Genomic DNA, 25,211 nt, shown 5'->3' on the forward strand with positions numbered 1-25,211 from the left:
GTGTAGCATGAAAGGTAACACGAGCAAATTTCTCAAATTCGTTGGGTAAAAGGTTTATCCACTTTGATGAATTTTATCCTCAGACAACAGAAAGCCAACTTTTTTGAAAAAGATTAGGGCTACAATTTTTTCTATAGCACATAGTAAACTTACAGAACGACTTTAATTCTATAAGTTATTATTTTGCTTTAATCTATGATTTGAGTTGTTAAGCTCATACTTTGATAAGCTATTAATCGCCCAACATGATGATTAAAAAAATCGGGATAGACGACGCATGTTACAACGTTTTTTAAGTAAGCTTCCTTTTTATAATAAAACCTGGTTTCAATTCGTTTTATATGTATTTAAGCGTTTTGAAGCTGATCGGTGCCGCGAACAAGCTGGCTCTCTCACTTACACAACTCTATTCGCAGTTGTGCCGATGTTAACGGTTTTTTTAGTAATTATTTCTTCAATTAAAGCGTTAGAACCTGCAAGACAACAGCTCCAACATTTAATTTATAGTAATTTTTTACCTAAGAGCACTATCGCATTTGATAAAGCGCTAAATGCTTTTACAGAAAAATCCAGCAACTTAACTGTTATCGGTGTGCTGTTTTTATTCGTCACAACCGTCTTAATGCTCACATCAATTGAAACAGTCTTTAATCGTATTTGGCGAGTTAAAGAAACTCGTAGTGGCATTATGGGCTTTATGCGTTATTGGACCATCATCTCTTTAGGTCCAATTATTTTAGGAAGCGCATTCGTCATTTCATCTACTGTCGCCTCCATGAACATTCTCAGCAATAATTTTGCTGGATATCAACTTGATGGATCATTCATTCTCTGGATGATCTCGTTTGTATTGACTATTGTTGGCTTTTTTATTTTGTATTGGACTATTCCGAATCGAACAGTTCCAGTTTATGCAGCCGGTATAGCGGCCTGTTTAAGTGCTGCACTTTTTGAAATACTCAAAAACTTATTCAGCTTCGTAATGTCAAACTTCACTAGCTATGAACTGATCTACGGTGCATTTGCCGCAGTGCCTATTTTCCTGTTATGGATCTTTCTCTCATGGAATATTATTTTACTCGGAGTAGAAGTCAGTTTTGCTTTAACTGCTTTTCATTCGGGTAAAGTGCAAAAAAGACACCCTGTTTTAATGCTACTCGACATTCTCGAATTGTTTTATAAAAAGCAGAAACTGGGTGAAAGTGTAAGTGATAAAGAAGCCTTAGAAATTTTAGGCCGAGGCGAAATTGGGCGCTGGCCCTCTTATGTACTTTTACTTGAAGAGCAAAATTTGATTAAGCGTACAGATAAAGATGAATATGTCTTAGTTCGTAATTTGTCTCAAGTCGACTTCTGGAGCTTTTTTACTGCTCTTCCATATCCGCTCCCTTTACGCCAAGATGTCCAAAATGTGCATGATGACGATGAATGGATGGAAAAAATTGGTCCAGCTTTAGTGGAGTCTAATGACTATCTAGCTGCAAAACTTTCTATTCCCCTCTCCACAATTCTTGAAGAGAAATAAGTTGGTAGCAGCTTCTCATTTAATTAGTTGTACTCTAATTCTTAGCTCATAAAAAACCCTATTATTGAAAAATAATAGGGTTAAAAATATGTAGGAGCGTAAATGGAATTACGCTTTTACAAAAGTTTCCCACACAAAATCTTGTGTTGCACCCTTTAATGTCATCTTCAACTGATCACCCGAGTGTAATGGTCCAACACCCGCAGGTGAGCCTGTCATAATCACATCACCCGGCTCTAATGAAAAGACCTGATTAATATCAACTAATAGATCGCCAATAGTAAACATTAATAGTTCAGTATTCCCATCTTGACGTAACTCATCATTAATATGGAACGTGAATTTAGTTTCTTGCCAATCTGTAATTTCGCTCAAATCGACCCAGTCTGCCAAAACACAAGCACCATCAAAAGCTTTTGCACGCTCCCATGGGTGACCTTTAGTTTTCAGGTCATTCTGTAAATCACGCATTGTTAAATCAAGACCTAAAGTCACTGCCCCAATCGCTTTTAATGCTTTTTCAGGGTCAGTTTCACCTTTTAAAGGCTGGTCAATACGTAAGACTAATTCACACTCAAAATGACAACTGCCCCAAGCTGGATTCCATGAAATACCGTCATTTAAACCAATCAAGCTACTAGGTGGTTTAATAAATAATATAGGTCTGTCAGGCATAGCATTATTTAATTCTTTGACATGATCGGCATAACTTCTGCCCACGCAAACGATTTTTGAAGGACGTGTATTCATGAGGCTTCCTTTGTTGTTGCGGCTAATAAGTCCAATAATTTATTTCTGAAATGTATTTTCAAATATAGTTTGATCTGAAACTTGTGCAAATGCTCGCTTTGGCACAATAATTACAGTTTTATTTTTTAGCTCAAGCATGTAAGTCAGCTTACCTTTAGCAAAGGTTTGTACATCTGAATATTGCATCACTTGTTTACGACCGCTGGCATAAAGCTCAAAATAATCTTGATAGAGGTCGATTCCCTGCTCGCTCTTTCCAAACTGGTAACGAACAAATTGACGCTTGAACAACATAGGTAAAAGCCAATAACGCATCAGTCCTTGCATCACCAGAAAAAACACACCTAACCCGACATAATATCGGCCTACCCCAGAGAAACCTAAATAAAGTCCCCAAATAATAATTGCGATACTAATCGCAGGTGTTAGAAAACGGGTAAATTGTTTTTTCCCAAATGTCACTAATGAAAATCCATCTTGTGACTCTTCTAAATTCAAATAGTAACGTAAAGATAAAGCTGTTTTTTGCTCAGTCATTGCACTGCATCGATACTCAATAAATCGGAACTATTAGAGCATATTCATTTCAGCTTTAAAATGAATCAAAGGCTATTTTTTGTTTTGCTCAAAAGTAGCCTTAGTAACTAGATTAAAAATATTTTTCGTTGCATATATGGAACGTAGATTCATATTTATTGGGCTTATTTCACTTTTTAAAATTTCTACAATAAGAGCATCACCTTCTTAGTGGAATGTCTCATGTCTTTTTTTGCAAAATTATTTGGCTTAAATCAAAAAGCAACTGTCTCAAAAGATGTGGTTACGCAAACCACTCAAGAGACAAATCCTTCCAATGAACCAAGCTTTTTAGAATTAATTAAAAAACGCCGTTCTATTTATTCAATAGGGAAAAACTTAAAACACTCTCCTACTGAAATTGAAAAACTGATTCAAGAGGCTGTAAAACATAGCCCATCTGCCTTTAACTCCCAATCTTCTCGCGTTGTGGTTTTATTTGACCAATCACACCAAAATTTCTGGAATATAGTTCTAGATGTATTAAAAACGATTATTCCGGCAGAAGCCCTAACTGGAACTGAACAGAAAATTCAAAGTTTTGCATCAGGCGCAGGTACAGTTTTATTTTTTGAAGACCAAGATGTGATTAAAGGTCTACAAGAGCAATTCGAGCTATATGCCGATAACTTTCCAATCTGGTCTGAGCATTCAACAGCAATTGCACAATTTGCAGTATGGAACGTCTTAGCTGAACAAGGCATTGGCGCTTCATTGCAACACTATAATCCAATCATTGATGAGAAAATTAATGCAGCTTTTAATATTCCTACTCACTGGAAATTAAGAGCACAATTAGTATTTGGTTCAATCGAAGGCGAAGCAGGTGAAAAAGCTTTTATTGAAGATGAAAGCCGTTTTAAAACATTTGGTTAATCTTTTCACCTTTAATTCTTTTCAAAGCTGGTTTCTATGAACACCGGCTTTTAATAAAGATGATAAAAATCAGACACAAAAAAACCGCTATATAATAGCGGTTAATTCTTCAAGTGGTGCGCTCAGAGAGATTCGAACTCCCGACCCCTTAGTTCGTAGCCAAGTGCTCTATCCAGCTGAGCTATGAGCGCGTACTTGATGTTGCGCATTATACGCATTTTTCAAAGCTTAGGAAGTCTTTTTTCATCTTTCTGTCATCAACCGTCTAGTTCTTAGCCACCCCCTATTTTATAAAAAATGGGAGCTAAAATTATTGATGTTTTTCTCACCTAAGATGTATTTGAAATATTTTTTTTCAAATAAGTTTTATAGGCTTTTTGAAGCATTTGGCCATCTACCTACAAGATAAAGGCTACTGTTTTAGTCAACATTATATAAATAATATATTTCTATAGGAGCTTAAACATTATAGGCAAGAGTAGAACTTATCTAAGATAATGCTTCAAATGAGTGAAAATATGATTAAAAAAATAATTACTTAAAAAAATATTATATAAAAACTATTATTATTTTTACGTCTAAATTAAATAAATTATTATTTCATTAAATATTATTTAATATCAAAAAATGTGACTAAAAATACACATTGACAGCTTTTGAGATCTAACCAATACTAAATTTCAATTATTGAGATACAAATCTCATTAATTATGTAGCGCAATAAATAATACTTACTTAAAAATACATAATTATATAGGAAATAGACCAACATGTTCTTACTAAAAAATCTCGTATCTTCGATATCAAAAGTTACTCAAGACTTGGGTAATGTTGTATCGGTAAATACAAATGTAAACACAGGCTCCGCTGTTAATGTAAACGTCTCTGATATAAAAATTTCTAATGTAAATGTTTCAACAACGGGTTTACTTTCTAATGTGCTTTCAACAGTAACTAATACCGTTACCCACACAACAACAGGCTTAGTTTCTGATGTCCTTGGCACAGTAACAGGTACTGTCGGCTCTACAAATCCATTAGGAACCATCACCAATATAATAGGTGGCGTAACTGGTGGTGCTACTGGCGGCAACCCAGTTGGTGTCGTGACTGACATTATTGGTGGTGTGACTGGCGGTATTGGCGGTGGCACATCTCCAATTTCTCCAGTCATTGATGTGGTTCAAGGCGGTATCGATATTCTTCAGGGTGTCGAAAGCCTAAAAACTGAAATTATCAACACTGGCATTGAAACTGTTGCAGGGACAGTAATTGGAGTACTTCCACAAACTGAACATCCTGTTTCTGAAATTGCAGACCTTGGTACATTAACTTTCGAAACTTCTCGTGACACGGTAAATGGTGCACTTGAAGTTGTGTCTGATTTAGTTGGTGGTGACATCCAAGGCGCAACTACTTCAGCAACAGGTATTGCTGATACACTTATCACTAATGGTACAACTGCTGCTGGTATTATCACTGGTGTTGTTGGAAGTGTTACAGATGTAGTCGGTGGTGTAACAGGTGGCGTTGGTGGCAACCCTCTTGAAGTCGTGACTGACATCATCGGTGGCGTAACTGGCGGCGTTGGTGGTAACCCTCTTGAAGTCGTGACTGACATTATCGGCGGTGTAACGGGCGGTATTGGTGGTGGGACATCTCCAATCTCTCCAGTGATTGACGTAGTTCAAGGCGGTATTGATATTCTTCAGGGTGTAGAAAGCTTAAAAACTGAAATCATCAACACTGGTATTGAAACTGTTGCAGGGACAGTAATTGGAGTACTTCCACAAACTGAACATCCTGTTTCTGAAATTGCAGACCTTGGTACATTAACTTTCGAAACTTCTCGTGACACTGTAAATGGGGCTCTCGAAACTGTTTCTGACTTAGTCGGTGGCGACATTCAAGGTGCAACTGAATCAGCAACAGGTATTCTTGATACGCTTATCACTAATGGTACAACTGCTGCTGGTATTATCACTGGTGTTGTTGGAAGTGTTACAGATGTAGTCGGTGGTGTAACTGGTGGTGTGGGAGGTAACCCTCTTGAAGTCGTGACTGATATCATCGGTGGTGTAACTGGCGGTGTTAGTGGCAATCCTCTTGAAGTCGTGACTGACATCATCGGTGGTGTAACTGGCGGCGTTGGTGGCAACCCTCTTGACGTCGTGACTGACATCATCGGTGGTGTAACTGGCGGCATTAGTGGCAACCCTCTTGAAGTTGTTACTGATATTATCGGCGGTGTAACTGGCGGTATTGGTGGTGGGACCTCTCCAATCTCTCCAGTGATTGACGTAGTTCAGGGTGGTATTGATATTCTTCAGGGTGTAGAAAGCTTAAAAACTGAAATCATCAACACTGGTATTGATACAGTAGCAGATACAATTATCGGTATTCTTCCACAAGTAGAGCATCCTGTTTCTGAAATTGCAGACCTTGGTACATTAACTTTCGAAACTTCTCGTGACACGGTAAATGGTGCACTTGAAGTTGTATCTGATTTAGTCGGTGGTGATATTCAAGGTGCAACTGAATCAGCGACTGGCATTCTAGGTACACTTATTACTAATGGCTCTACTGCAACGGGCTTATTAACAGAAATCCTTGGCGGAGTGACAGGAACTATTGGTGGCGCAACTGGTAGCGTTGGTGGTGATAGCCCTCTTGGCGTAGTAACTGATCTTCTCGGTGGTTTAACTGGAGGAGTTACTGGCGGTGACAGTCCTCTTGGTGTAGTAACTGATCTTCTAGGTGGCTTAACTGGTGGGGTTACTGGCGGTGTGGGTGGTGACAATCCAATTGGTATCGTAACAGATATCGTGGGTAGCTTAACTGGTGGTGTTACGGGTGGAAGTGGTTTAGATGTTATTTCTAATTTACTTGGTGGATTAACGAGTGGCGGATTACTCGGTGGAGTAACTTCTACAGTATCTAGCGTAACAAATACAACGCATACTATCGTACCTCAGTCATTACTTACTGATAACTTCTTAGATAATTCTTTCCATACTGTTTAATATTATTAAAAGAAAGCCACTTTTATAAGTGGCTTTCTGCCTTAATATAGTTTTAAATGTTAATTAATACTAATCAATCTCTTGCCATCTATAATATTTTTTATGTGCTAACTCTAACATTGCATAATCATTAGGCGTATCACCATAGGCATAAATTGTAGAATATTGGCTTAAATCATATTTATTTTTTATTCTATTTACTTTTTCTAAATAACCACAATCACCATCAATAAAATGACCTGTTAAAATACCATTATGTATTTCAAGTTGATTGCATATAACATCTAAACCTAAAGAATGGCACCAACTTTCTAAATAAACGCCTAATGATGCAGATACAACAACAATCTGATCACCTTGCTCTTTATGCCAGAGAATACGCTCCAAAGCATTTTCACGAACGCATGTAGGAAGCACCTTTTTAGCAAACTCTTGTCCCATATATTTTAGGGAATTCGCATCATAGCCTACATACCCCACCTGACAGAGCTTAGTCCGAATAGTTTTATCCGTTACCCAACCAAGTTTATAACCTGCTATATACGGTGCAAGTCGGATACCACCGACGATTTGAGTTTTTCTATTCAACGAAAACTTAAGAAATAAGCTAAATGTGTCGTTGTGAGTGATCGTGCCATCAAAATCAAATAAAGCTAGATTCATTTATGATTATCTCTAATATAATTAAAAAGTTATAAATTTAGATTTTTTTAAAATTACTAAAAAACAAGCACAAAAAAACCGCTATAAAAGCGGTTAATTCTTCAAGTTGGTGCGCTCAGAGAGATTCGAACTCCCGACCCCTTAGTTCGTAGCCAAGTGCTCTATCCAGCTGAGCTATGAGCGCGTAACTTGTGTGCCTTTCAGCGATTCGTTCTATTTTACTTGGTGCGCTCAGAGAGATTCGAACTCCCGACCCCTTAGTTCGTAGCCAAGTGCTCTATCCAGCTGAGCTATGAGCGCATTAAGTAATGGCGGTGAGAGAGGGATTCGAACCCTCGATACCAGTAATAGGTATGCTTCCTTAGCAGGGAAGTGATTTCAGCCACTCATCCACCTCACCGGAACGAGCCGCCATAATACAAACTAAAACCACATTGATCAAGTCATCATACTGAAATTTTCTTGTTTTTTAGTTCAATGAATTACTTTTTAAACAATTTACTCATTATTTTCGTCTTTTTCGATCAAACGCTTGTTAAGATAGATATTATTTCTTCATCAAAATACTGTAGTGCATAACACATTATTGCAAACCTAAACGTGCAGTTCGGGTCTGCATGGCTTATGCTAAACTTATCTGCCAAGCGTGAAACCAAACGACATGACAAAAAACTGGGCTGACCCTGAAGCGAAAGCTGAAGCTGAACGTTATGACAATCCTATTCCAAGCCGTACTCTTATTTTAGATACATTGGAGCAGGTGCAAACACCACAATCTCATGCAGAGCTTGTCGATCATTTTAATATTCATGACCAAAAAAGTATCGAAGCGTTAAGTCATCGTTTAAGTGCTATGGTTCGTGATGGTCAAATCATGAAAGACGGTTTTAAATTTCAGTTGGTGGCAGATCAACCAACATATGAAGCAACTGTTTATATTAATACTAAAGGTTTAGGTACAGCACATATTGATGGTCAAACTGACCTTTTACTTCCTGAACGTGAATTACGTTTAGTATTTAATGGCGACCGAGTTAGAGTGCGCCAGACTTCAGTAGACCGTAAAGGTAAACCTTGGGGTTTTATTACAGAAGTTTTACAACATCGCGTCAAACAATTGATCGGTAAATTGTCAGTTCATGAGGGCGAATATTTTATTCAACCCAACAGTCCTAATCAGCACCAACCTATTCCTTTAGAAAAAGAACTCGTAAAACACGCTGAAGCAAATGTTGGCGATATGCTACGTGTTGCAATTGATAGCTATCCGACCCGCGAAGAGTTTTCAACGGCGCATATTATTCAGTCTATGGCCGATAAAGCTGATACAGAAATTATCATTCCACAAACCATTCTTGAATTTGGTTTGCCCTATGAGTTTCCAGATCAGGTATTAAAAGAAGCAGAAAGTTTTAAAGAGCCATCTGCTCAAGACCGTGAAGGCCGCATTGATTTAAGAGACTTGGCACTCGTTACAATTGATGGTGAAGATGCCCGCGATTTTGACGATGCAGTTTATGCAGAAAAACGTCCGGGTGGTGGTTATCGTGTTGTAGTGGCAATTGCCGACGTAAGTCATTATGTACGCTTAGACTCAGCACTCAATGAAGAAGCTGAGGAACGAGGTACTTCTGTATACTTCCCTCACTTTGTATTACCAATGCTGCCAGAGGCATTGTCGAATGGTCTGTGCTCTCTAAACCCTCATGTAGACCGCTTATGTATGGTCTGTGACCTTAAACTCTCTCGTACAGGCCGTGTAACTGGCTTTGAGTTTTATCCATCGGTCATGCACTCAAAGGCACGTTTGACCTATACCCAAGTAGCACAATATTTTGAAGGCGTAACAGATGCGATTCCAAAAGATCGCGATGTTCATAAATCCTTAAATACGCTTTTCCAGCTTTATCAAATTTTGAAAAACTTACGTGCCGACCGTCATGCAATGGAATTTGAAACCATTGAAACGTACATGACATTCGATGAACTAGGTGGGATTAAAGAAATTTTGCCACGTACACGTAATGAAGCTCATAAGCTCATTGAAGAATGTATGTTGCTTGCTAACGTAGCTGCAGCTGAATATGCGTTAGAAAATGATATTCCAATGTTGTATCGCGTACATGAGGCTCCTGAGTTTTCACGTATTCAGAAAGTAAAAGACTTTGTGAAGTTACTTGGTCTACCCTTCCCTGACCAGCCAACTCAAGCAGATTATCAACGAGTAATTGAGGCAACTAAAGATCGTATTGATGCACCAAGCATTCATGCCGTGCTATTACGCTCAATGATGCAAGCTTATTATGGCGCAAAAAATGCGGGGCACTATGGTTTGGCTTATGAAGCCTATACGCATTTCACTTCGCCAATCCGTCGTTACCCAGATCTATTGTTACACCGTGCCATTAAAGCTCATCTTAAACAAAAACCTTCTCCACTTTCTGGCGCTGCACTAGATGACGCTGGTGAACATTTCTCTAAAACTGAACGCCGTGCAGATGAAGCATCTCGTAGTGTAACGACTTGGTTGAAATGTCACTATATGCAACAGCATTTAGGCGAGGAATTCATTGGTATCGTAAGTGCCGTAACTGAATTTGGTTTGTTCGTGACACTAAAAGACTTATATGTCGATGGCATGATTCATATTAGCCAACTCGGTGATGACTTCTTTATTTATGACCAAGCGAGTCAAAATCTTGTAGGCCAAAATAGAGGTCAAGTTTTTGGTTTAGGTGATGAAGTTAAAATTCAGGTTGCTGGCGTAAATCTTGAAGAACGTAAAATTGACTTCCAGCTCATTCAGCAAGTAACCCATGCAGGACGAGTAGTTCGTAGCCGAGCTCCGCGCACAACCAAAACACCTTCACAGGCAACTGAAGAAGTTTTCAGCAAACCAACAAGTAGTGATGGCGAAAAGCCTGTTCACAAAAAGAAAGAAAAAGCCAAGCCTAGTTCTTATACTAAAAAACCTGGTAAAAAAACTTCTGCGAAAGCCGAAAGTAAACCAGAAAAAGTAAAGAAAAAGTCTAAGCCCAAAAAGAAAAAGGCGAATGCAAAATCAAAGGCTGAATAATTAAACAATAGATGTTGCCAATTTAGAAATAAGCTCCGATTTGGAGCTTATTTCTTTTTAAAAAGCTTATTTTGCAAATTAAACTTGATTTCCTACCTGACAGGACCTACATCTAATACCATGTTTAAAAAATAATGTGGCTAACAGCAATGACTTTTCAACAAGCGACCTTACCAACTCCGCGTTTTGATCAAATTGAATTAGAAAATTTAAAAGAAGACATCCAACAAGCGATTCAAGCAGGTCAAGAATTTTTAAATACACTTACAGTTGTACCTAGCGATACCGCTCAACAACTTGCCGTACTTGAACAAGTCGATACACTTGAAAATAATCTGAGTGAATCATGGGGTGTTTTATCGCATTTAAACGCGGTGATGAACAATGCTGAAACCAGAGAAGTCTATCAATCGTTATTACCAGCTTTGAGCGAATACTATACTCAGCTTGGTCAACACACGGCGCTCTATCAAACGTATCAACATATCCATGATGGTCAGGGCTATACGTCTCTTAGTCCAGCCCAACAAAGTGCTATTCGCCTTGCCTTACGTGATTTTAAACTTTCAGGTGTGGCTTTAGAGGGTGAAGAGAAAAAACGTTATGCAGAGATTTCTGCACGTTTGTCACAAATCTCTTCTGATTTTTCTAACCATGTACTTGATGCGACACAAGCTTACTTTAAACCACTTACAAAAGCTGAGCTAAAAGGTCTTCCAGAAAGTAATATTGAGCTATTAAAACAGTACGGTAAACAACGTGAACTCGATCAAGCTGTAGCGACTCTGGACTTCCCCGCTTATTTTGCCATTATGACCTATGCAGATGACCGTTCATTGCGTGAAGAGCTTTACAGAGCCTATGTCACTCGTGCTTCTGATCAGTCTGAGCAAGCTGAATTTGATAACAGTAAAATTATGGAAGAAATTTTGAGCCTTCGTCAAGAGATGGCGAAGCTACTCGGTTTCAATAACTATGCTGAATATTCTCTTGCAAGCAAGATGGCGCCAGATGTCAAAACAGTACATGAGTTTTTGGTTGATCTAGCCGAACATGCACGTGCCCCTGCTCTCCAAGAAGTTGCTGAACTTCGAGATATTGCCAAACAAGATGGGGTAGATGAACTTCAACCTTGGGATACCACTTATTATTCTGAAAAGCTTAAACAACAACAGTTCAACTTATCTCAAGAAGCGTTAAAACCTTACTTCCCTGCACCTAAAGTCATTCAAGGCTTATTCCAGATCGTGCAGCGCTTATATGGTATTAACATCATTGAGCGACAAGCACCTGTCTGGCATCCAGATGCACGTTATTTTGAGTTAGAAGACCAAGGCCAAGTAATTGGTGGATTCTTCTTTGACATCTATGCACGTACGGGCAAACGTGGTGGTGCATGGATGAATGGTTTCCGCTCACGCATGCAGACTCTTCACGGTCTGCAAAAACCAATTTGCTACATGGTATGTAACTTTACACCTCCAGTAGGTGATCAGCCTGCTTTACTGACTCATGATGAAGTCATCACCTTATTCCATGAGTTTGGACATGGTCTACATCACATGCTTACCGAAGTAGATAACATTTCGGTTGCAGGTACTCATGGTGTTGCTTGGGATGCGGTAGAACTTCCAAGTCAGTTCATGGAGTTCTGGTCTTGGGATAAAGAAAGTCTAGATGTATTAAGTGAGCACATTGAGAGTAAACAGACCTTACCACAAGAATTGCTCGATGCTTTATTAAATGCCCGCTTCTTCCAATCTGGCATGCAGACTTTACGTCAACTTGAATTTGCCTTGTTTGATTTAACAATTCACACCAAAACACCAGCACTGAACAGTGAGCAAATTCAGCAGACTTTAAATGAAATACGTAGCCAATATGCTGTCGTTCCTACTGTCGGATACAACCGTTTCCAACACAGTTTTAGTCATATTTTTGCAGGAGGCTATGCAGCAGGTTATTACTCTTACAAATGGGCAGAAGTGTTAGCTAGCGATGCATTTGACCGTTTTGAACATGAAGGTATTTTCAATACTCAAACGGGTAAAGAATTCCGTCAGGCGATTTTAGCTGTAGGCGGAAAAGACACTGCGCTTGAAGCATTTGTTAATTTCCGTGGCCGTGAACCTAAAATTGATGCATTGTTACGTCATCAAGGTTGGACGAATGACAGCAAAACCGCTTAAACTATGGGCCTAAATTGATCGTGTGGTTAGGGTGATAAAGATGAAAAAACGTTTCATTGCTGGGGCTAAATGTCCAAAATGTGAAGCAACAGATCGGATTGTCATGCTAACCACCGCTGAAGACGAATGGATTGAATGTATCGAATGCGGTTATAGCGAAAATCGTCCGACTCATATTGATGAGCCTGAAACACCTGCTGTACCTGATGAAATTGGAGTAATACAGTTCAAGCCTCGTCGTCCTGACTAAAGGTCTTAGAGATGCCACTACAAAGAAAACAAAACTCAAAACTATTGTGGATTTTAATTGGGGGCTTAAGCATTCTCGTAGTGCTTTTTTTCGCTGCACAATGGTTTTTCAAAAAAACCGAGTCATCCACACCAATGGTTGATCCTCATCCTGTTTCGACACCTGCGCCTGCTAAAACCACTGATCCATCATCAGGTTCTGAACCGATAGCAGAGGCTGCGAGTTCACAACAACTGGTGAATGAAGATGTGCTTAAACAGCCTGTACCAGCTCAAGAGTCTTTAGCAAAAGAGGAAGTGTCTAAACTCGATGACATCCATCGTCAGTTGCAAGATCAAGAAAGTTCATTAAAAGCTCAGCATGCAGATGCAGATCAATTAACGAAACTCAAAGAAGAACAAGTTAAATTGCTTGAAGCTCAGCTCAAACAGCAATAGTTTTTCAATGGGAACTTAAAAAGCTAAAGTTATTCATCTTTAGCTTTTTTATTCAGATTAAAATAATTCTAGTCATCTTTTTCTAAATTTACTGAATTCCACTACTAAAAAAGCCCTCCATTTAAGAGGGCCTTTTTGTATAACAGATACTTTAATTTAAGTTATTTATACCAATCGAATAACTTGAACACATACGGTACATAAGTAACCAATACCAATGATGAGAACAAGACAATAATTGGTAGTAACCAGCGCTCATAACGGTAGTAGAAGCTTGTATATTTCTCTTTCGCTTCAGCATCCGCCGCATTAACTTCATCATCTCCGACGGACAACCGCGTTAAGAGATGGTTCAAGGCTACTGGTGGCGTTACATAACCAAACTCGAATGCAACCAATACAATCATCCAGAAGTGAATTGGATGAATACCATTTTCGTATGCCACAGGCGCAATGGTTGCAGCAACTAAAATTACAGCACCAAATGGATCGGTACACATACCAATAATGGCAAGCAATAGTGCAATACATGCCAGTGATATATAAATACTGCCTAAATGAGTCGGTAACAATTCAACCACTTCAGAGCGTTCAATTAAACCACCTACACTTGCAGACAATGCCATCAAGATAATTAGTGCACCAATATGGCCTACAGTTTCTGAGGTGGCAAAACGAAGTGCTCCACCAAAACCAAGACGGTATTGAGAACTATGCGGATCATGTGACTGCAAGAATGGTGATTTTTGTTCATGTTCACGAACAATTGCTTCATGAATATTGATTGCAGGAGCTTCTTTTGTAGACACTAATTTGTCATACAAGATCATTGCGATCAGGACTAATGGCAAAATTACTGGTGCAGTAAATTCATTCATTCCTGTGTCTAGCGCATATTTATAGATCGCAAGAACAACAACAGTAATCAGAATGTATGGGATCACGGGTACAAAGGCACGTAACATACCCGGAATCGCTACTTTTGGTGAATTCACGCGGAATTTTTCTTCAGCCAATAGTAATGAGACACCCAAGAAAATAAATGCTGTTAGCCAAAATACATAAATACCATGGCCAAACAATTCATCGGACGTTACATGACGGCTATCAAGCATGGCAATTAAAACGACCAATAGACATGGACGTACAACTACCCCTAAAGAACCTGACATTGCAGACACAGCCAAAGCATATTGACGGCGAGCACCTGCATTCCAAACTTCTTTATAAATAATTGCACCGGCTGCAATAACGAAGATACCTGATGCACCTGTATAAGCCGTTGGTACAGCAGCAGCAATTAGAATTAACCATGTTAGGGTTTCTGGTGCCAAATTCCATGGACGAAGCACATTAAGGAATAAATCCATAACACGTGTTTGAGTTAGGAGCATACCTGCCCAAATAAACAAGGCAAGGTTTAGGAAAATACCTGAAAACTCAACCAATAAACCAAGGTAAATCCCTTGCCCCATTGGATAATCCATAAAGAATGTAAATACGATACCCGTAATCAAAGCCATGTAAGCATATAAAGGCACACTTAATAAGGCTAAACCAATATTACCGCCTTCACGCTTTGCTGGTGGTGAAACAAATAGTTGATAAAGACTAATTAAAGTCAGAACTACAAATAGAATCATCCATATCCAGTAAATAGTTACTGTTTCATAGGTAGGTATTACCCCAGAATTAATAACTGAACGATACTGGCTGATTACAGAGGTACTGAGTAAGGCATTACCAATCACCATAAAGATGGAATAGACTTTGTAATCTATTTTTGTTGCCGGATTACGTAAGCCAATATGATGAAATTTTAACGATGCCGTAATCGCAGAAATCAGAACCATAAAGATGAGTAAAATGGCACGATTCTCTGTACCAAATTTAAAAATACCAAAGAAACCTGTTTCGACAGCACGGTAAGTACGCACCCCTGGGTTAGCTTCGATATATTTAATTGTCTTGTCATATGCCTGATATTTCTCGTCACATTGTTGCTGCGCGGCGAGTAGCGATGCACGGACATCACTTTCCGATGCTGCACCAAAGAAACTCGAGAAATCATCAGATGCATTCGCTTTCATTTGTTCTTTTACTTGGGCATCGATATTTGGATGTCGATCACAAGTTGGCTTTTCAGGTTCGGCACGCAAAAATGAATATTGCATGCCTATAGCAGGGTCACCATAAAGACGTTCCCCGATACGTAATAATTGTCCGTGGATCATTTCCCCGGTACCAATTATTAAAGTCATTAATAACAGAGTGAGGATAACGAATGTTGAGATCCACTCGTTCCAGATATAACCCAGCAGACCTAATCCAGATCTTTTTTCTTGATATTCTTGCATAAATATTCCAATTTTGTTCTCTCAAAAACCTGAAAACAGGAGCTTGAGTCATGCAATTTTCTTGGTCAGGGGTTAATTCCATCCCCCTTCTACCAATCCCTTTATTCAACGATCAAATTTGCATCAAACTTTACGAATAAAGAATGACTAAAATCACTTTTTTAACAGTTTGTATTGTCAATTTTTCTTTTTTAATCTTTGAGTAAGCCAATAGAAGCCCCCAAAGATCGCACCACCAATCGCGCCATAGAGATGAGCTTCAGTTAAAACTGGGCTTCCTATTAACTGAGCCGTTCCTGTTTGCCCAAAGGTATTTTCCCATATCAGTTTTGCAATAATTAATCCTAAAACCAGAAAGGCAAAATTCCGTTCTTTACGATATTGCAAATAAACTAAAGCAACTGCTGTATAGAGCCCATGTAAAACACCAGACAGCCCTGCATACGCTTCGATATAAGGCAAATAGAAATAGAACACCAGACTAATGAACGGTGGCAAAAGGAAAAGCAAACTTAAAAGATGCCACGCTTTGGTATGCGGGAAGATAAAAGGCAAACAGGCGAATGCCATCATATTTAAAAGGAAATGAATCCACCCAACGTGTACCCAGTGCGCTGTCCACAAACGCCAGAATTCGCCAAGTAGGCTTTCACGCCAATAAATAAATGTATCAGGAAACACCTGTAGACAGGCAGACACAGAAATGCACACTGCGACCAAAAGCACTTTATGATTCAGTACATGATCCTTCATGGCACACTCCTTGAAATTAAACTTCTTGCTACCATTGTAAAACTTAACAACAGTCTCGCAAGAAGTTAACCTTTCAAATATTTTTACTGCGCTGCTGGTGGAGCAGATGAGTCTGCAGGAGCTTCAGATGCAGCCCCTCCATCAAACAATTCATCTAACTCTGCTGCACCTTCATTTTTATCATCCCAGAAATGTGACATACCATCATCTCCGGTACGCACACCAGTATGCTCTGTCCAATAACGGTCAGAAATACCGCGTACTATCAAACCAGCCATACTATCGATTAACTTAAAGTTCGGATTGACAGGCTTATCATCAGCTTGAGATGCGGCATATGATCTTAATGCATCACGGATTTTTGCATCATCACCACTTGCTTGGGCAGCTACCGCATACAAAGCATGAGACAGGCGAACACCCTTTTGTTCACCAATTTGAACTGACTGTTTTAAAGTTTGATATGGGTCAGGTTTCCCTTCATCAGCCCCAGGCAGTAAGGTCCAAATAACAGCACGTGTTGCGTTAGGTGCACCCCAGAATTTTTCATTATCTAGACAAACCATGCCGCGCTCTACAATAGCAGCGATATCTTTTGGAACATTGACTGCACCACCAGAGTTAATATCATTGGTTACAGCCTGAAGGCCACTAATCATTCCAAGTAAATATACAGTTTGATCAGTATCACTACGCATCGTTGGACAAGAATCACCTAAATGATATTTATATTTAGATTCCCAACGGTCAGCGAACAACTTATACCCAGTATATTGACGCTCAGCAGCAATGGCAGCCCAACGTTTCTGTGCAATACGAGCATCTTGAGCTTCGGTTACTTGACCTGCTTTTGATGCACGTAAATAACGTAATTCCTGTTCTAAGGCTTGGTTTTCCGCACATACACCTGATGCGGCATACATTAATACAGCAACACGAGTTGGATCTGCACCCATACCTTTGGTAGACATAATTGCAGGTGTTAATGCACTACCCGTATTACAAACCATTTCAGCATCTTGCATTGCTAAAATAGGTGGAACGACGTGCTTTTCCGTAAAACCTAAAGCAACATTTGCTCCGGTTTTCACGACATATGAACAACCTGATAAAACTGAAGCTGCAAGCAAACTTACCGCCAAACCTTGGCTTATTTTTTGGACTTTAGACATCTTCCTGTCCTCTATGTAATTTGTTTTTTCCTTTTCAGATGTACATTAGCAGATGCATATCTTGAATAAAAGAGTAATTACTCTAATTGTAGCGCTTATACTTTGACATACTTCACAGTAGATATAATTGACAGTTTTTTCAGAAAACAGAAATTTTAGGCAAAAAAAAGTAGCATTGCGACGGTTCAGCACATGCTACTTATTAACTGAGATAAGCTTTTAACGGCTTATATTATTTTTGTTCTATATAATCCTTAAGTAAAGTTCCTGCTCTTCCTACTACCACAGCCATAAGCACTGCAATTAACAGAAACATCCACATTGAAATCTCCATGAGAGACCTCCTTTACTACAATCGCACCCAGTTATAAACTGGACACTTGATGAAATTAATCGACTAACCAATTTAATAATTGACTGATCGACGACCTTGCATCCTCTGTCTCTTAACTTTGTTAAAATTAACTTTGTTAAGATGTTCCCTGAGTAAAGTTCCTGCTCTTCCGATCACCACTGCCAAAATGATGGCAATGACCAAGAACGACCATGTTGGCATCTCCATTTTGAGACCTCCGACACACTTTACGTTGGTGTTTGTACTTTAACCGATCAACTAGATACCCATAGGTGAAATTGTCAGACAATTGTATTTCCTTAGCTTTTTTCTAATTTTTAATTAGACAATCCTAAACTCAAGCAAAAAAATGAAGATTAAATTATTGTTTTTTATAGCTTTTAAATAAATATACAAATGTAGAATTGTCTAACAATTAATGAAGTTTCTGTAAGATTTTTAGCTTTTTCCAATGTTGTAAAGGAAGTTGATCAAACCAAATTATGGCTACTTTTATAGGTACCCCCTCAAGATAAATAACCATAAACAACTGATAATCAATTATTTTAGAAATTTCCACACGAGAAATTATCTTTTTCGAGGGATATGCAATTGACCACGATTTTTGGTCTAAATATGCAATTTGAGAAATTTGTGATTGTCTTAAAAAAAATAGAAAACTAATAGATAAAAGGATGAAAGCAATCAACCACCAAATGGGTGATAACAATTGATACAGCAAGATTACTAAACTCAAGCCAATAAAAAGCTGAAATATTATCGAGAAACGACTATATTTCAGCTCAAAATTCAATTCTTTTATCAAAACAGCTTAGCCATGAACGTACTGTTTTAATTTATAAATAAATTCACGTAACTCTGTACGTGGAGGTTCAGAAACTTCCATGAACCAATCTAGTAAATCAGGATCTTCTTGTTCAACTAACTCTGCAAATAAGGCCTTCTCTGCCGAATCCGCTTTTAGATAATAGTTTTTTACATAAGGGTCAAAATAGACGTCAATTTCTTTTAAGCCGCGGCGTGCTCGATAAATTACTTTACGTTCTTCCAAGGTCATTTCGTCAGACATTTATTTCCCCATCTGCGTTGATAGTGCGCTTAGTTTACCTGATCACATTCCAAAGATCGCTAAAAATATCAAATTGACCAAATTTATCATCTTGTATTCATAATTGAGCATTCATCACATTGTTACATAAGCAAGGCTTCCGTATGTTTAAGTTCATAACATCACACCTGAACCAAGGAAGAAACACAAATGCAATCTGGTGCTATCCGTCCCATTCCAAATATGTTACCGAGACAACTATTTAACGAAGAACATGAGGCATTCCGCGAAACAGTTCGTAAATTCTATGAAAAAGAAGTTGTTCCCAATATTGAAAAATATGAAAAACAGCAACATGTTGATCGAGACCTTTGGAATAAGGCCGGAGAATTAGGCCTATTGTGTACCACAATGCCAGAACAATACGGTGGGTCTGGAGTAGACCGCTTGTACAGTATGATCTTAATCGAAGAGCAAGCTTATGCTATGGATTCGAGTACGGGCTTTTCTTTGCATTCGGATATTGTTGCCAATTATGTGAACAACTTTGGTAATGAAGAACAAAAACAAAAGTGGCTACCGAAGATGGCAACAGGAGAAGTGGTCACAGCTATTGCCATGACTGAGCCAGGCACTGGTTCTGATTTACAAGCAGTAAGAACTACAGCCGTTCTTGATGGTGATGATTACGTCATTAATGGTTCCAAGATTTTCATCACTAATGGCTACTTATGTGACATGGTCGTAGTGGTTTGTAAAACTAGTAATAACGACAAAGGTTCAGCAAACTTATCACTCATTATTGTTGAAGCAGACCGAGCTGGTTTTAGCAAAGGTAAGCCTCTGAATAAAATTGGAATGAAAGGTCAAGATACGTGCGAATTGTTTTTCGATAATGTTCGTGTTCCCAAAGAAAATCTTTTAGGTATGGAAGGCATGGGCTTTATTATGCTCATGAAAGAGTTAGCTTGGGAACGAATGCTAGTTGCTATTATTTGTCAGGCAGGAGCTGAAGCGGCATTTGCGCATACTGTCCAATATACAAAAGACCGTAAAGCATTTGGCAAACCTGTTAGTGCATTTCAAAATACGCGTTTTAAACTTGCTGAACTTAGAACAGAAATAGATTTCTGCCGTACCTATCTAGATCGTTGTATGGAATTACAACTTGAAGAAAAATTGAGTGTGGAAGCTGCCGCAGCTGCTAAATATAAAATTTCAGACATGTTCTCAAAAGTTGTAGATGATTGTCTTCAATTGCATGGTGGCTATGGTTACATGCTTGAATATCCAATTGCACGTGCATACATTGATCATCGAGCAAATCGAATTTATGCAGGTACCAATGAAATTATGAAAGAATTAATCTCCAGAGCACTTTAATAGCGTCATCATAAAAGGGGCATTACGCCCCTTTTATTTATCTAATATCTATTAAGATACTAATTTTGGCTTACGCTCATTAGTTTCTGAACGTTTATGAAAATGTAGAACACCATCTTCAAATTTTGAATTTTTCAGCGACTTTCTATCTTCTAAATAGTTATTAGTCACTTGCCATGGAGCATGCTTACCCTGTTTTGGAAGTTCATGTGCCGCACGGCTAATATAACCTGAAGACAATTTACCCATTACAGTATCTTCTTCCATTTCAGTTTTATCACCAGATGGGATCACTTCATCATAGTGATTTTTATCCATATAATTTAACAAGCGACAAATATATTCCGCAGCGATATCAACTTTAAGGGTCCACGATGCATTTACATAACCAATAATCATAGCCATGTTTGGTACATCACTTAACATCACACCGTTATAAAGCATATGCTCAGATGAATTAATTGCTTTCCCATCAATAGTCGCCTGAACACCACCCATAATCTGAACTTGTAAGCCTGTTGCAGAAACAATAATATCAGCATCAAGGTGTTTACCGGATTTAAGTAAAATACCGTTTTCGGTAAATTTCTCAATCTGATCAGTTTCTACGCTTGCTTTACCTTCACGCAAAATTTTAAACAAATCGCCATCAGGTACCACACACAAACGTTGATCCCAAGGGTTATATGAAGGTGTAAAATGCTTCATATCTACCTTACCCTTCAACTGCACTTCAATTGCTTTTAAGAGTAAACGACGAACAGTCTTTGGATGTTTCTGCGATAATGCATAAATAGCGCGCTGCATACCAATATTACGTGCGCGGGTAAATTTATAAGCTGTTTCTTCAGACATAAATTTACGCGTTTTTTCATAAACGAAGTCGATAGACGGTACACTAGCAATATACGTTGGTGAACGCTGCAACATAGTGACATGACCAGCGCCACCTTTAGCCATTGCCGGTACTAAAGTAATTGCAGTTGCGCCACTACCAATAATAACGACTTTTTTACCTGTGTAATCTAAATTCTCAGGCCAATGCTGTGGGTGAATAAGCTGCCCTTTAAAAGCTTCTTGATTTGGGAAAGAAGGAGCATATCCCTGATCATAATTATAATAACCAGTACAACCTACAACAAAATTAGCAATCCAAGTCTGTTGTTTTTTCTTACCATCTTCAATTACAACCTGCCATTTCTTTAATTCAGAATCATAATTAGCAGAAAGCACACGATGACCAAAGTGAATTTTTTCTTTTAATTTATATTCATCAATGACTTCGCCTAAATACCCTTTAATAGAAGCACCATCAGCTAATACATTCGCTTTACACCATGGTTTAAAATTAAAACCAAATGTGGACATATCTGAGTCTGAGCGAATGCCTGGATAACGGAAAAGATCCCATGTTCCGCCAAAAGATTCACGACGCTCTAAAATTTCAAATTGGCGTTGTGGAGAATTTTTTGATAAATGGGCAGCAATTCCAATTCCTGAGATACCTGCGCCAATGATTAAAATATCAACTTGCTTTTCCATTTTATTTTTATACCCATTGTTGAGAATATAAGTTTATTAAAGCACAATTTTGACAATACACAATGTCAAGTTTAACCGTTTATCCGTTTTTTTATGTCACTTGGGGACATTTTTATAATTTTATCAATTAACAGAAATAAAAAAGACCGGTATAAAACCGGTCTTTTTTGAATAAAATCAATTATTCAGCTGAAGTGTTCACTTCACGATCTACAAGCTCAACGTAAGCCATCGGCGCTGCATCACCAGCACGGAAGCCCGCTTTAAGAACACGTAGATAACCGCCGTTACGTTCTTTGTAACGAGGGCCGAGTACGGTAAATAATTTACCTACAGTTGCAGCATTACGAGTACGAGCAAATGCTAAACGACGATTTGCTACAGTATCGTTTTTTGCTAGAGTGATTAAAGGCTCAGCAACACGACGTAATTCTTTAGCTTTAGGCACAGTTGTTTTGATCAACTCGTGTTCAAATAAAGAATTAGCCAAGTTTTGGAACATCGCTTTACGATGGCTGCTTGTACGGCCTAATTTCACACCACTATTACGATGACGCATGGTGATAGTCCTACTTAATTAACGGCTACGATAGGCAAAACGGTCGTCCATACGAAGACTAGCTGGTGGCCAGTTTTCAAGACGCATACCGAGTTGTAAGCCTTTCGATGCCAAAACATCTTTGATCTCTGTTAACGATTTTTTACCAAGGTTAGGAGTTTTTAACAACTCAACTTCAGTACGTTGAACAAGATCACCAATGTAGTAAATATTTTCTGCTTTCAAACAGTTAGCAGAACGAACAGTAAGCTCTAGATCATCTACTGGGCGAAGCAAGATTGGGTCAACTTCTTCACGAGGCTCTTGAGCAACTGGAGTTTGGTCTTTCTGAAGATCAACAAAAATTGCAATTTGTTGTTGCAAGATTGTTGCCGCTTTGCGGATTGCTTCTTCAGGATCAACCGTTCCATTTGTCTCGAGGTCGATTACCAGTTTATCTAAATCGGTACGTTGTTCTACACGCGCATTTTCAACGGTGTAAGAAACACGCTTAATCGGGCTATAAGAAGCATCTAATTGCAAACGACCAACAGGACGTGTTTCACCTTCAGGGAAACGAGAATCAGATGTTTCATAACCACGACCTTGAGCAACCTTCAAGCGCATTTTTAATGAGCCTGAAGCACTCAAAGTACCTATTAAATGTTCTGGATTAACCACTTCAACATTATGAGGTAAACGAAGATCAGCAGCAGTAATTTCGCCAGGACCTTGTTTCTCTAATGTTAAATATGCTTCATTTTGATCGAACAGCTTAATAGACAATCCTTTTAGGTTCAGCAAGAGCTCGACGATGTCCTGCTGCAAGCCTTCTAAAGTACTGTACTCGTGCTCGACACCTTCTATCTCAACTTCAACCACAGCAGCGCCAGGTAAAGAAGACAATAGAATGCGACGTAAAGCATTCCCTAGAGTGTGGCCAAAACCACGCTCTAAAGGTTCTAGAATCACTTTTGCCGAGGTCCCGCTAACCGCTTCGACCTTGATCGCTTGCGGAGTTAGAAACTCGTTTGCAGTACGCGTCATTATTGCTACCTCAAGGATTATTTAGAATACAATTCTACAATCAAGCTTTCATTGATTTCAGCAGGTAAATCAGCACGATCTGGTGCAGCTTTAAACGTACCTTCAAGCTTAGAATGATCAACATCCATCCAAGCTGGAATACCACGTTGTGCAGCTAACTCAATCGCGTTTTTAATACGCAATTGTTGTTTAGCACCTTCGTGAACCGCAATTACATCACCAGCTTTAACTTGAATAGATGCGATGTTTACACGACGACCATTCAAAGTAATGCTACGGTGACTTACTAACTGACGAGCTTCTGCACGTGTAGAACCAAAACCCATGCGATAAACAACGTTATCAAGACGGCTTTCAAGCAATTTCAACAAGTTCTCACCTGTTGCGCCTTTAACACGAGCTGCTTCTTTATAGTAGTTACTAAATTGACGTTCTAACACACCGTAAATACGACGGACTTTTTGTTTTTCACGTAATTGTAGTGAATACTCAGATTGCTTACCACCGCGTGCCTGACCATGTTGACCAGGTGCTTTGTTAGCTTTTTTAGTTTTGACGTCAAATGGTTTAACGCCAGATTTAAGTTGCAGGTCTGTCCCTTCGCGGCGAGAGAGTTTGCATTTTGGACCAATATAACGAGCCATGAATGTTTCTCCTTACACGCGACGTTTTTTAGGTGGACGGCAACCGTTGTGAGGAATTGGCGTCACATCGGTAATGCTGTTAATTTTATAACCCACTGCGCCTAATGCACGAACCGCAGACTCACGACCTGGACCAGGACCTTTTACAAGGACATCCAGATTTTTCAAACCGTAATCTAAAGCTGCTTTACCAGCAACTTCAGCAGCTACCTGAGCAGCAAACGGAGTTGATTTACGTGAACCACGGAAGCCTTGTCCACCAGAGGTGGCCCAAGCCAATGCATTACCTTGACGATCAGTAATCGTAACAATGGTGTTATTAAAAGACGCGTGAATGTGTGCAACACCTTCAGAGACGGTACGAGTGACCTTCTTGCGTGTGCGAGTATCTTTAGCCATCTTTTAGCTTCCAGAAATCTTACTTTTTAATCGGTTTGCGCGGACCTTTACGGGTACGTGCGTTAGTTTTGGTGCGTTGACCACGGACAGGCAAGCTGCGACGATGGCGAAGGCCGCGATAGCAACCCAAATCCATTAAACGTTTAATGTTCATGGAAATTTCGCGACGTAAGTCACCTTCGGTAGGAACCTTAGCAACTTCTGCACGAATCGCATCGAGCTGAGCATCGTCCAACTCACGGATCTTAGTAGTTTCAGTAATACCAACTGTAGCTAAGATATTCTTAGCAGTATGGCGACCGACACCAAAGATGTAAGTGAGGGAGATAACAGCATGCTTGTTATCCGGAATGTTTACACCGGCAATACGAGCCATTCACTTTCTCCAAAAAGGCAGTAGAGATAATCAACCGCCCCACAAAATCTTGAGGGGCGGATATTAACCCAATTCGCCTACTGAAATCAACAGGTCTTGATTAGATTAACCTTGACGCTGCTTATGACGAGGTTCTGCGCTACAAATTACGCGAATAACCCCATTACGACGGATAACTTTACAGCTACCACAAATTTTCTTTACAGAAGCTTGTACTTTCATGATGAAACCT

General features: G+C 39.1%; 23 protein-coding genes, 4 tRNA genes and 1 pseudogene. 8 read left to right on the forward strand and 20 right to left on the reverse strand.

What is annotated here, in order from left to right:
* The first annotated feature begins 277 nt into the window (after positions 1-277).
* The gene (locus tag ACPF64_RS01755; RefSeq protein ID WP_045125985.1) at positions 278-1,525 is read left to right on the forward strand and encodes a YihY family inner membrane protein; all 1,248 of its coding nucleotides are present in this window, start codon (positions 278-280) and stop codon (positions 1,523-1,525) included.
* 108 nt (positions 1,526-1,633) lie between these two features.
* Here ACPF64_RS01755 and ACPF64_RS01760 read toward each other — a convergent pair whose 3' ends face one another.
* Complete coding sequence (locus tag ACPF64_RS01760; RefSeq protein WP_416660479.1) at positions 1,634-2,275, reverse strand: fumarylacetoacetate hydrolase family protein; 642 nt, start codon at positions 2,273-2,275, stop codon at positions 1,634-1,636.
* Between the two features lie 39 nt (positions 2,276-2,314).
* Positions 2,315-2,812, reverse strand: coding sequence for a YcxB family protein (locus ACPF64_RS01765; protein WP_198496971.1), 498 nt, complete (start codon positions 2,810-2,812; stop codon positions 2,315-2,317).
* Positions 2,813-3,034: 222 nt separating this feature from the next.
* Between ACPF64_RS01765 and ACPF64_RS01770 the strand changes: the two genes are divergently transcribed.
* Positions 3,035-3,727: a nitroreductase family protein gene (locus tag ACPF64_RS01770; RefSeq protein WP_426455386.1), complete on the forward strand. Its 693-nt coding sequence runs from the start codon at positions 3,035-3,037 to the stop codon at positions 3,725-3,727.
* Positions 3,728-3,841: 114 nt separating this feature from the next.
* Here ACPF64_RS01770 and ACPF64_RS01775 read toward each other — a convergent pair.
* Positions 3,842-3,918 (reverse strand) — tRNA-Arg (locus tag ACPF64_RS01775).
* A gap of 141 nt (positions 3,919-4,059) precedes the next feature.
* Positions 4,060-4,158 (reverse strand): annotated as a pseudogene (locus ACPF64_RS01780) (hypothetical protein); the annotation flags it as partial.
* Between the two features lie 339 nt (positions 4,159-4,497).
* Here ACPF64_RS01780 and ACPF64_RS01785 point away from each other — a divergent pair.
* A complete protein-coding gene (locus ACPF64_RS01785) occupies positions 4,498-6,750 on the forward strand; it encodes a beta strand repeat-containing protein (protein ID WP_426455388.1) in 2,253 nt (750 codons plus the stop codon).
* Between the two features lie 69 nt (positions 6,751-6,819).
* Here the strand turns inward: ACPF64_RS01785 and ACPF64_RS01790 are convergent, their stop codons facing one another.
* The 4 genes from ACPF64_RS01790 to ACPF64_RS01805 form a co-directional block, all read right to left on the reverse strand.
* Positions 6,820-7,413 carry an HAD-IB family hydrolase gene (locus ACPF64_RS01790; protein WP_151744413.1) on the reverse strand — a complete coding sequence of 198 codons (594 nt, stop codon included), beginning with the start codon at positions 7,411-7,413 and terminating at the stop codon, positions 6,820-6,822.
* A 107-nt stretch (positions 7,414-7,520) separates the two neighbouring features.
* Positions 7,521-7,597, reverse strand: a tRNA-Arg gene (locus ACPF64_RS01795).
* A 39-nt stretch (positions 7,598-7,636) separates the two neighbouring features.
* Positions 7,637-7,713: transfer RNA gene (locus tag ACPF64_RS01800), tRNA-Arg, on the reverse strand.
* A gap of 9 nt (positions 7,714-7,722) precedes the next feature.
* Positions 7,723-7,813 (reverse strand) — tRNA-Ser (locus ACPF64_RS01805).
* Between the two features lie 261 nt (positions 7,814-8,074).
* Between ACPF64_RS01805 and rnr the strand changes: the two genes are divergently transcribed.
* The 4 genes from rnr (at position 8,075) to ACPF64_RS01825 (ending at position 13,365) form a co-directional block, all read left to right on the forward strand.
* Positions 8,075-10,489 (forward strand): ribonuclease R, encoded by a 2,415-nt coding sequence (gene rnr, locus ACPF64_RS01810; protein WP_426455391.1) that lies wholly within the window; start codon positions 8,075-8,077, stop codon positions 10,487-10,489.
* A 134-nt stretch (positions 10,490-10,623) separates the two neighbouring features.
* Entirely contained in the window at positions 10,624-12,678 is a 2,055-nt protein-coding gene (locus ACPF64_RS01815) for a M3 family metallopeptidase (RefSeq protein ID WP_426455393.1), read from the forward strand.
* Positions 12,679-12,718: 40 nt separating this feature from the next.
* Positions 12,719-12,928: a YheV family putative zinc ribbon protein gene (locus tag ACPF64_RS01820; protein ID WP_005038499.1), complete on the forward strand. Its 210-nt coding sequence runs from the start codon at positions 12,719-12,721 to the stop codon at positions 12,926-12,928.
* Between the two features lie 11 nt (positions 12,929-12,939).
* Complete coding sequence (locus ACPF64_RS01825; protein WP_005038498.1) at positions 12,940-13,365, forward strand: hypothetical protein; 426 nt, start codon at positions 12,940-12,942, stop codon at positions 13,363-13,365.
* Between the two features lie 161 nt (positions 13,366-13,526).
* On the opposite strand, the gene ACPF64_RS01830 is transcribed toward ACPF64_RS01825, so the two are convergent.
* From ACPF64_RS01830 to ACPF64_RS01850, 5 genes are all read right to left on the reverse strand, one after another.
* Complete coding sequence (locus ACPF64_RS01830; RefSeq protein ID WP_426455396.1) at positions 13,527-15,722, reverse strand: TRAP transporter large permease subunit; 2,196 nt, start codon at positions 15,720-15,722, stop codon at positions 13,527-13,529.
* 177 nt (positions 15,723-15,899) lie between these two features.
* Positions 15,900-16,475 carry a rhombosortase gene (gene rrtA / locus ACPF64_RS01835; protein WP_205468497.1) on the reverse strand — a complete coding sequence of 192 codons (576 nt, stop codon included), beginning with the start codon at positions 16,473-16,475 and terminating at the stop codon, positions 15,900-15,902.
* 83 nt (positions 16,476-16,558) lie between these two features.
* Positions 16,559-17,647 carry a hypothetical protein gene (locus tag ACPF64_RS01840; protein ID WP_003653630.1) on the reverse strand — a complete coding sequence of 363 codons (1,089 nt, stop codon included), beginning with the start codon at positions 17,645-17,647 and terminating at the stop codon, positions 16,559-16,561.
* 770 nt (positions 17,648-18,417) lie between these two features.
* Positions 18,418-18,807, reverse strand: a complete 390-nt coding sequence (locus ACPF64_RS01845; RefSeq protein ID WP_426455399.1) for a hypothetical protein — start codon at positions 18,805-18,807, stop codon at positions 18,418-18,420.
* Between the two features lie 6 nt (positions 18,808-18,813).
* Positions 18,814-19,071 carry a succinate dehydrogenase assembly factor 2 gene (locus tag ACPF64_RS01850; protein WP_017388310.1) on the reverse strand — a complete coding sequence of 86 codons (258 nt, stop codon included), beginning with the start codon at positions 19,069-19,071 and terminating at the stop codon, positions 18,814-18,816.
* 189 nt (positions 19,072-19,260) lie between these two features.
* Here ACPF64_RS01850 and ACPF64_RS01855 point away from each other — a divergent pair, with 189 nt between their 5' ends.
* Complete coding sequence (locus ACPF64_RS01855; RefSeq protein ID WP_426455401.1) at positions 19,261-20,433, forward strand: acyl-CoA dehydrogenase family protein; 1,173 nt, start codon at positions 19,261-19,263, stop codon at positions 20,431-20,433.
* 51 nt (positions 20,434-20,484) lie between these two features.
* Here ACPF64_RS01855 and ACPF64_RS01860 read toward each other — a convergent pair whose 3' ends face one another.
* The 7 genes from ACPF64_RS01860 to rpmJ all read right to left on the reverse strand — a co-directional run bounded on the left by ACPF64_RS01860 (position 20,485) and on the right by rpmJ (position 25,201).
* Complete coding sequence (locus tag ACPF64_RS01860) at positions 20,485-21,975, reverse strand: flavin-containing monooxygenase (protein ID WP_426455403.1); 1,491 nt, start codon at positions 21,973-21,975, stop codon at positions 20,485-20,487.
* Between the two features lie 181 nt (positions 21,976-22,156).
* Positions 22,157-22,534, reverse strand: a complete 378-nt coding sequence (gene rplQ, locus ACPF64_RS01865; RefSeq protein ID WP_002049717.1) for a 50S ribosomal protein L17 — start codon at positions 22,532-22,534, stop codon at positions 22,157-22,159.
* A gap of 18 nt (positions 22,535-22,552) precedes the next feature.
* On the reverse strand, positions 22,553-23,560 hold the full coding sequence (locus ACPF64_RS01870) for a DNA-directed RNA polymerase subunit alpha (RefSeq protein WP_003653641.1): 1,008 nt from the start codon (positions 23,558-23,560) through the stop codon (positions 22,553-22,555).
* Positions 23,561-23,577: 17 nt separating this feature from the next.
* Positions 23,578-24,204: a 30S ribosomal protein S4 gene (gene rpsD / locus ACPF64_RS01875; protein ID WP_003653643.1), complete on the reverse strand. Its 627-nt coding sequence runs from the start codon at positions 24,202-24,204 to the stop codon at positions 23,578-23,580.
* Between the two features lie 12 nt (positions 24,205-24,216).
* Entirely contained in the window at positions 24,217-24,603 is a 387-nt protein-coding gene (gene rpsK / locus ACPF64_RS01880) for a 30S ribosomal protein S11 (protein ID WP_001040166.1), read from the reverse strand.
* 19 nt (positions 24,604-24,622) lie between these two features.
* Entirely contained in the window at positions 24,623-24,979 is a 357-nt protein-coding gene (gene rpsM, locus ACPF64_RS01885; protein WP_004789609.1) for a 30S ribosomal protein S13, read from the reverse strand.
* A gap of 105 nt (positions 24,980-25,084) precedes the next feature.
* Positions 25,085-25,201, reverse strand: coding sequence for a 50S ribosomal protein L36 (rpmJ, locus tag ACPF64_RS01890; RefSeq protein ID WP_000867907.1), 117 nt, complete (start codon positions 25,199-25,201; stop codon positions 25,085-25,087).
* Positions 25,202-25,211: the final 10 nt, after the last annotated feature.

The sequence above is a fragment of the Acinetobacter sp. KB005 genome, from assembly GCF_049949095.1.
In the GTDB taxonomy this organism is placed as follows: domain Bacteria; phylum Pseudomonadota; class Gammaproteobacteria; order Pseudomonadales; family Moraxellaceae; genus Acinetobacter; species Acinetobacter calcoaceticus.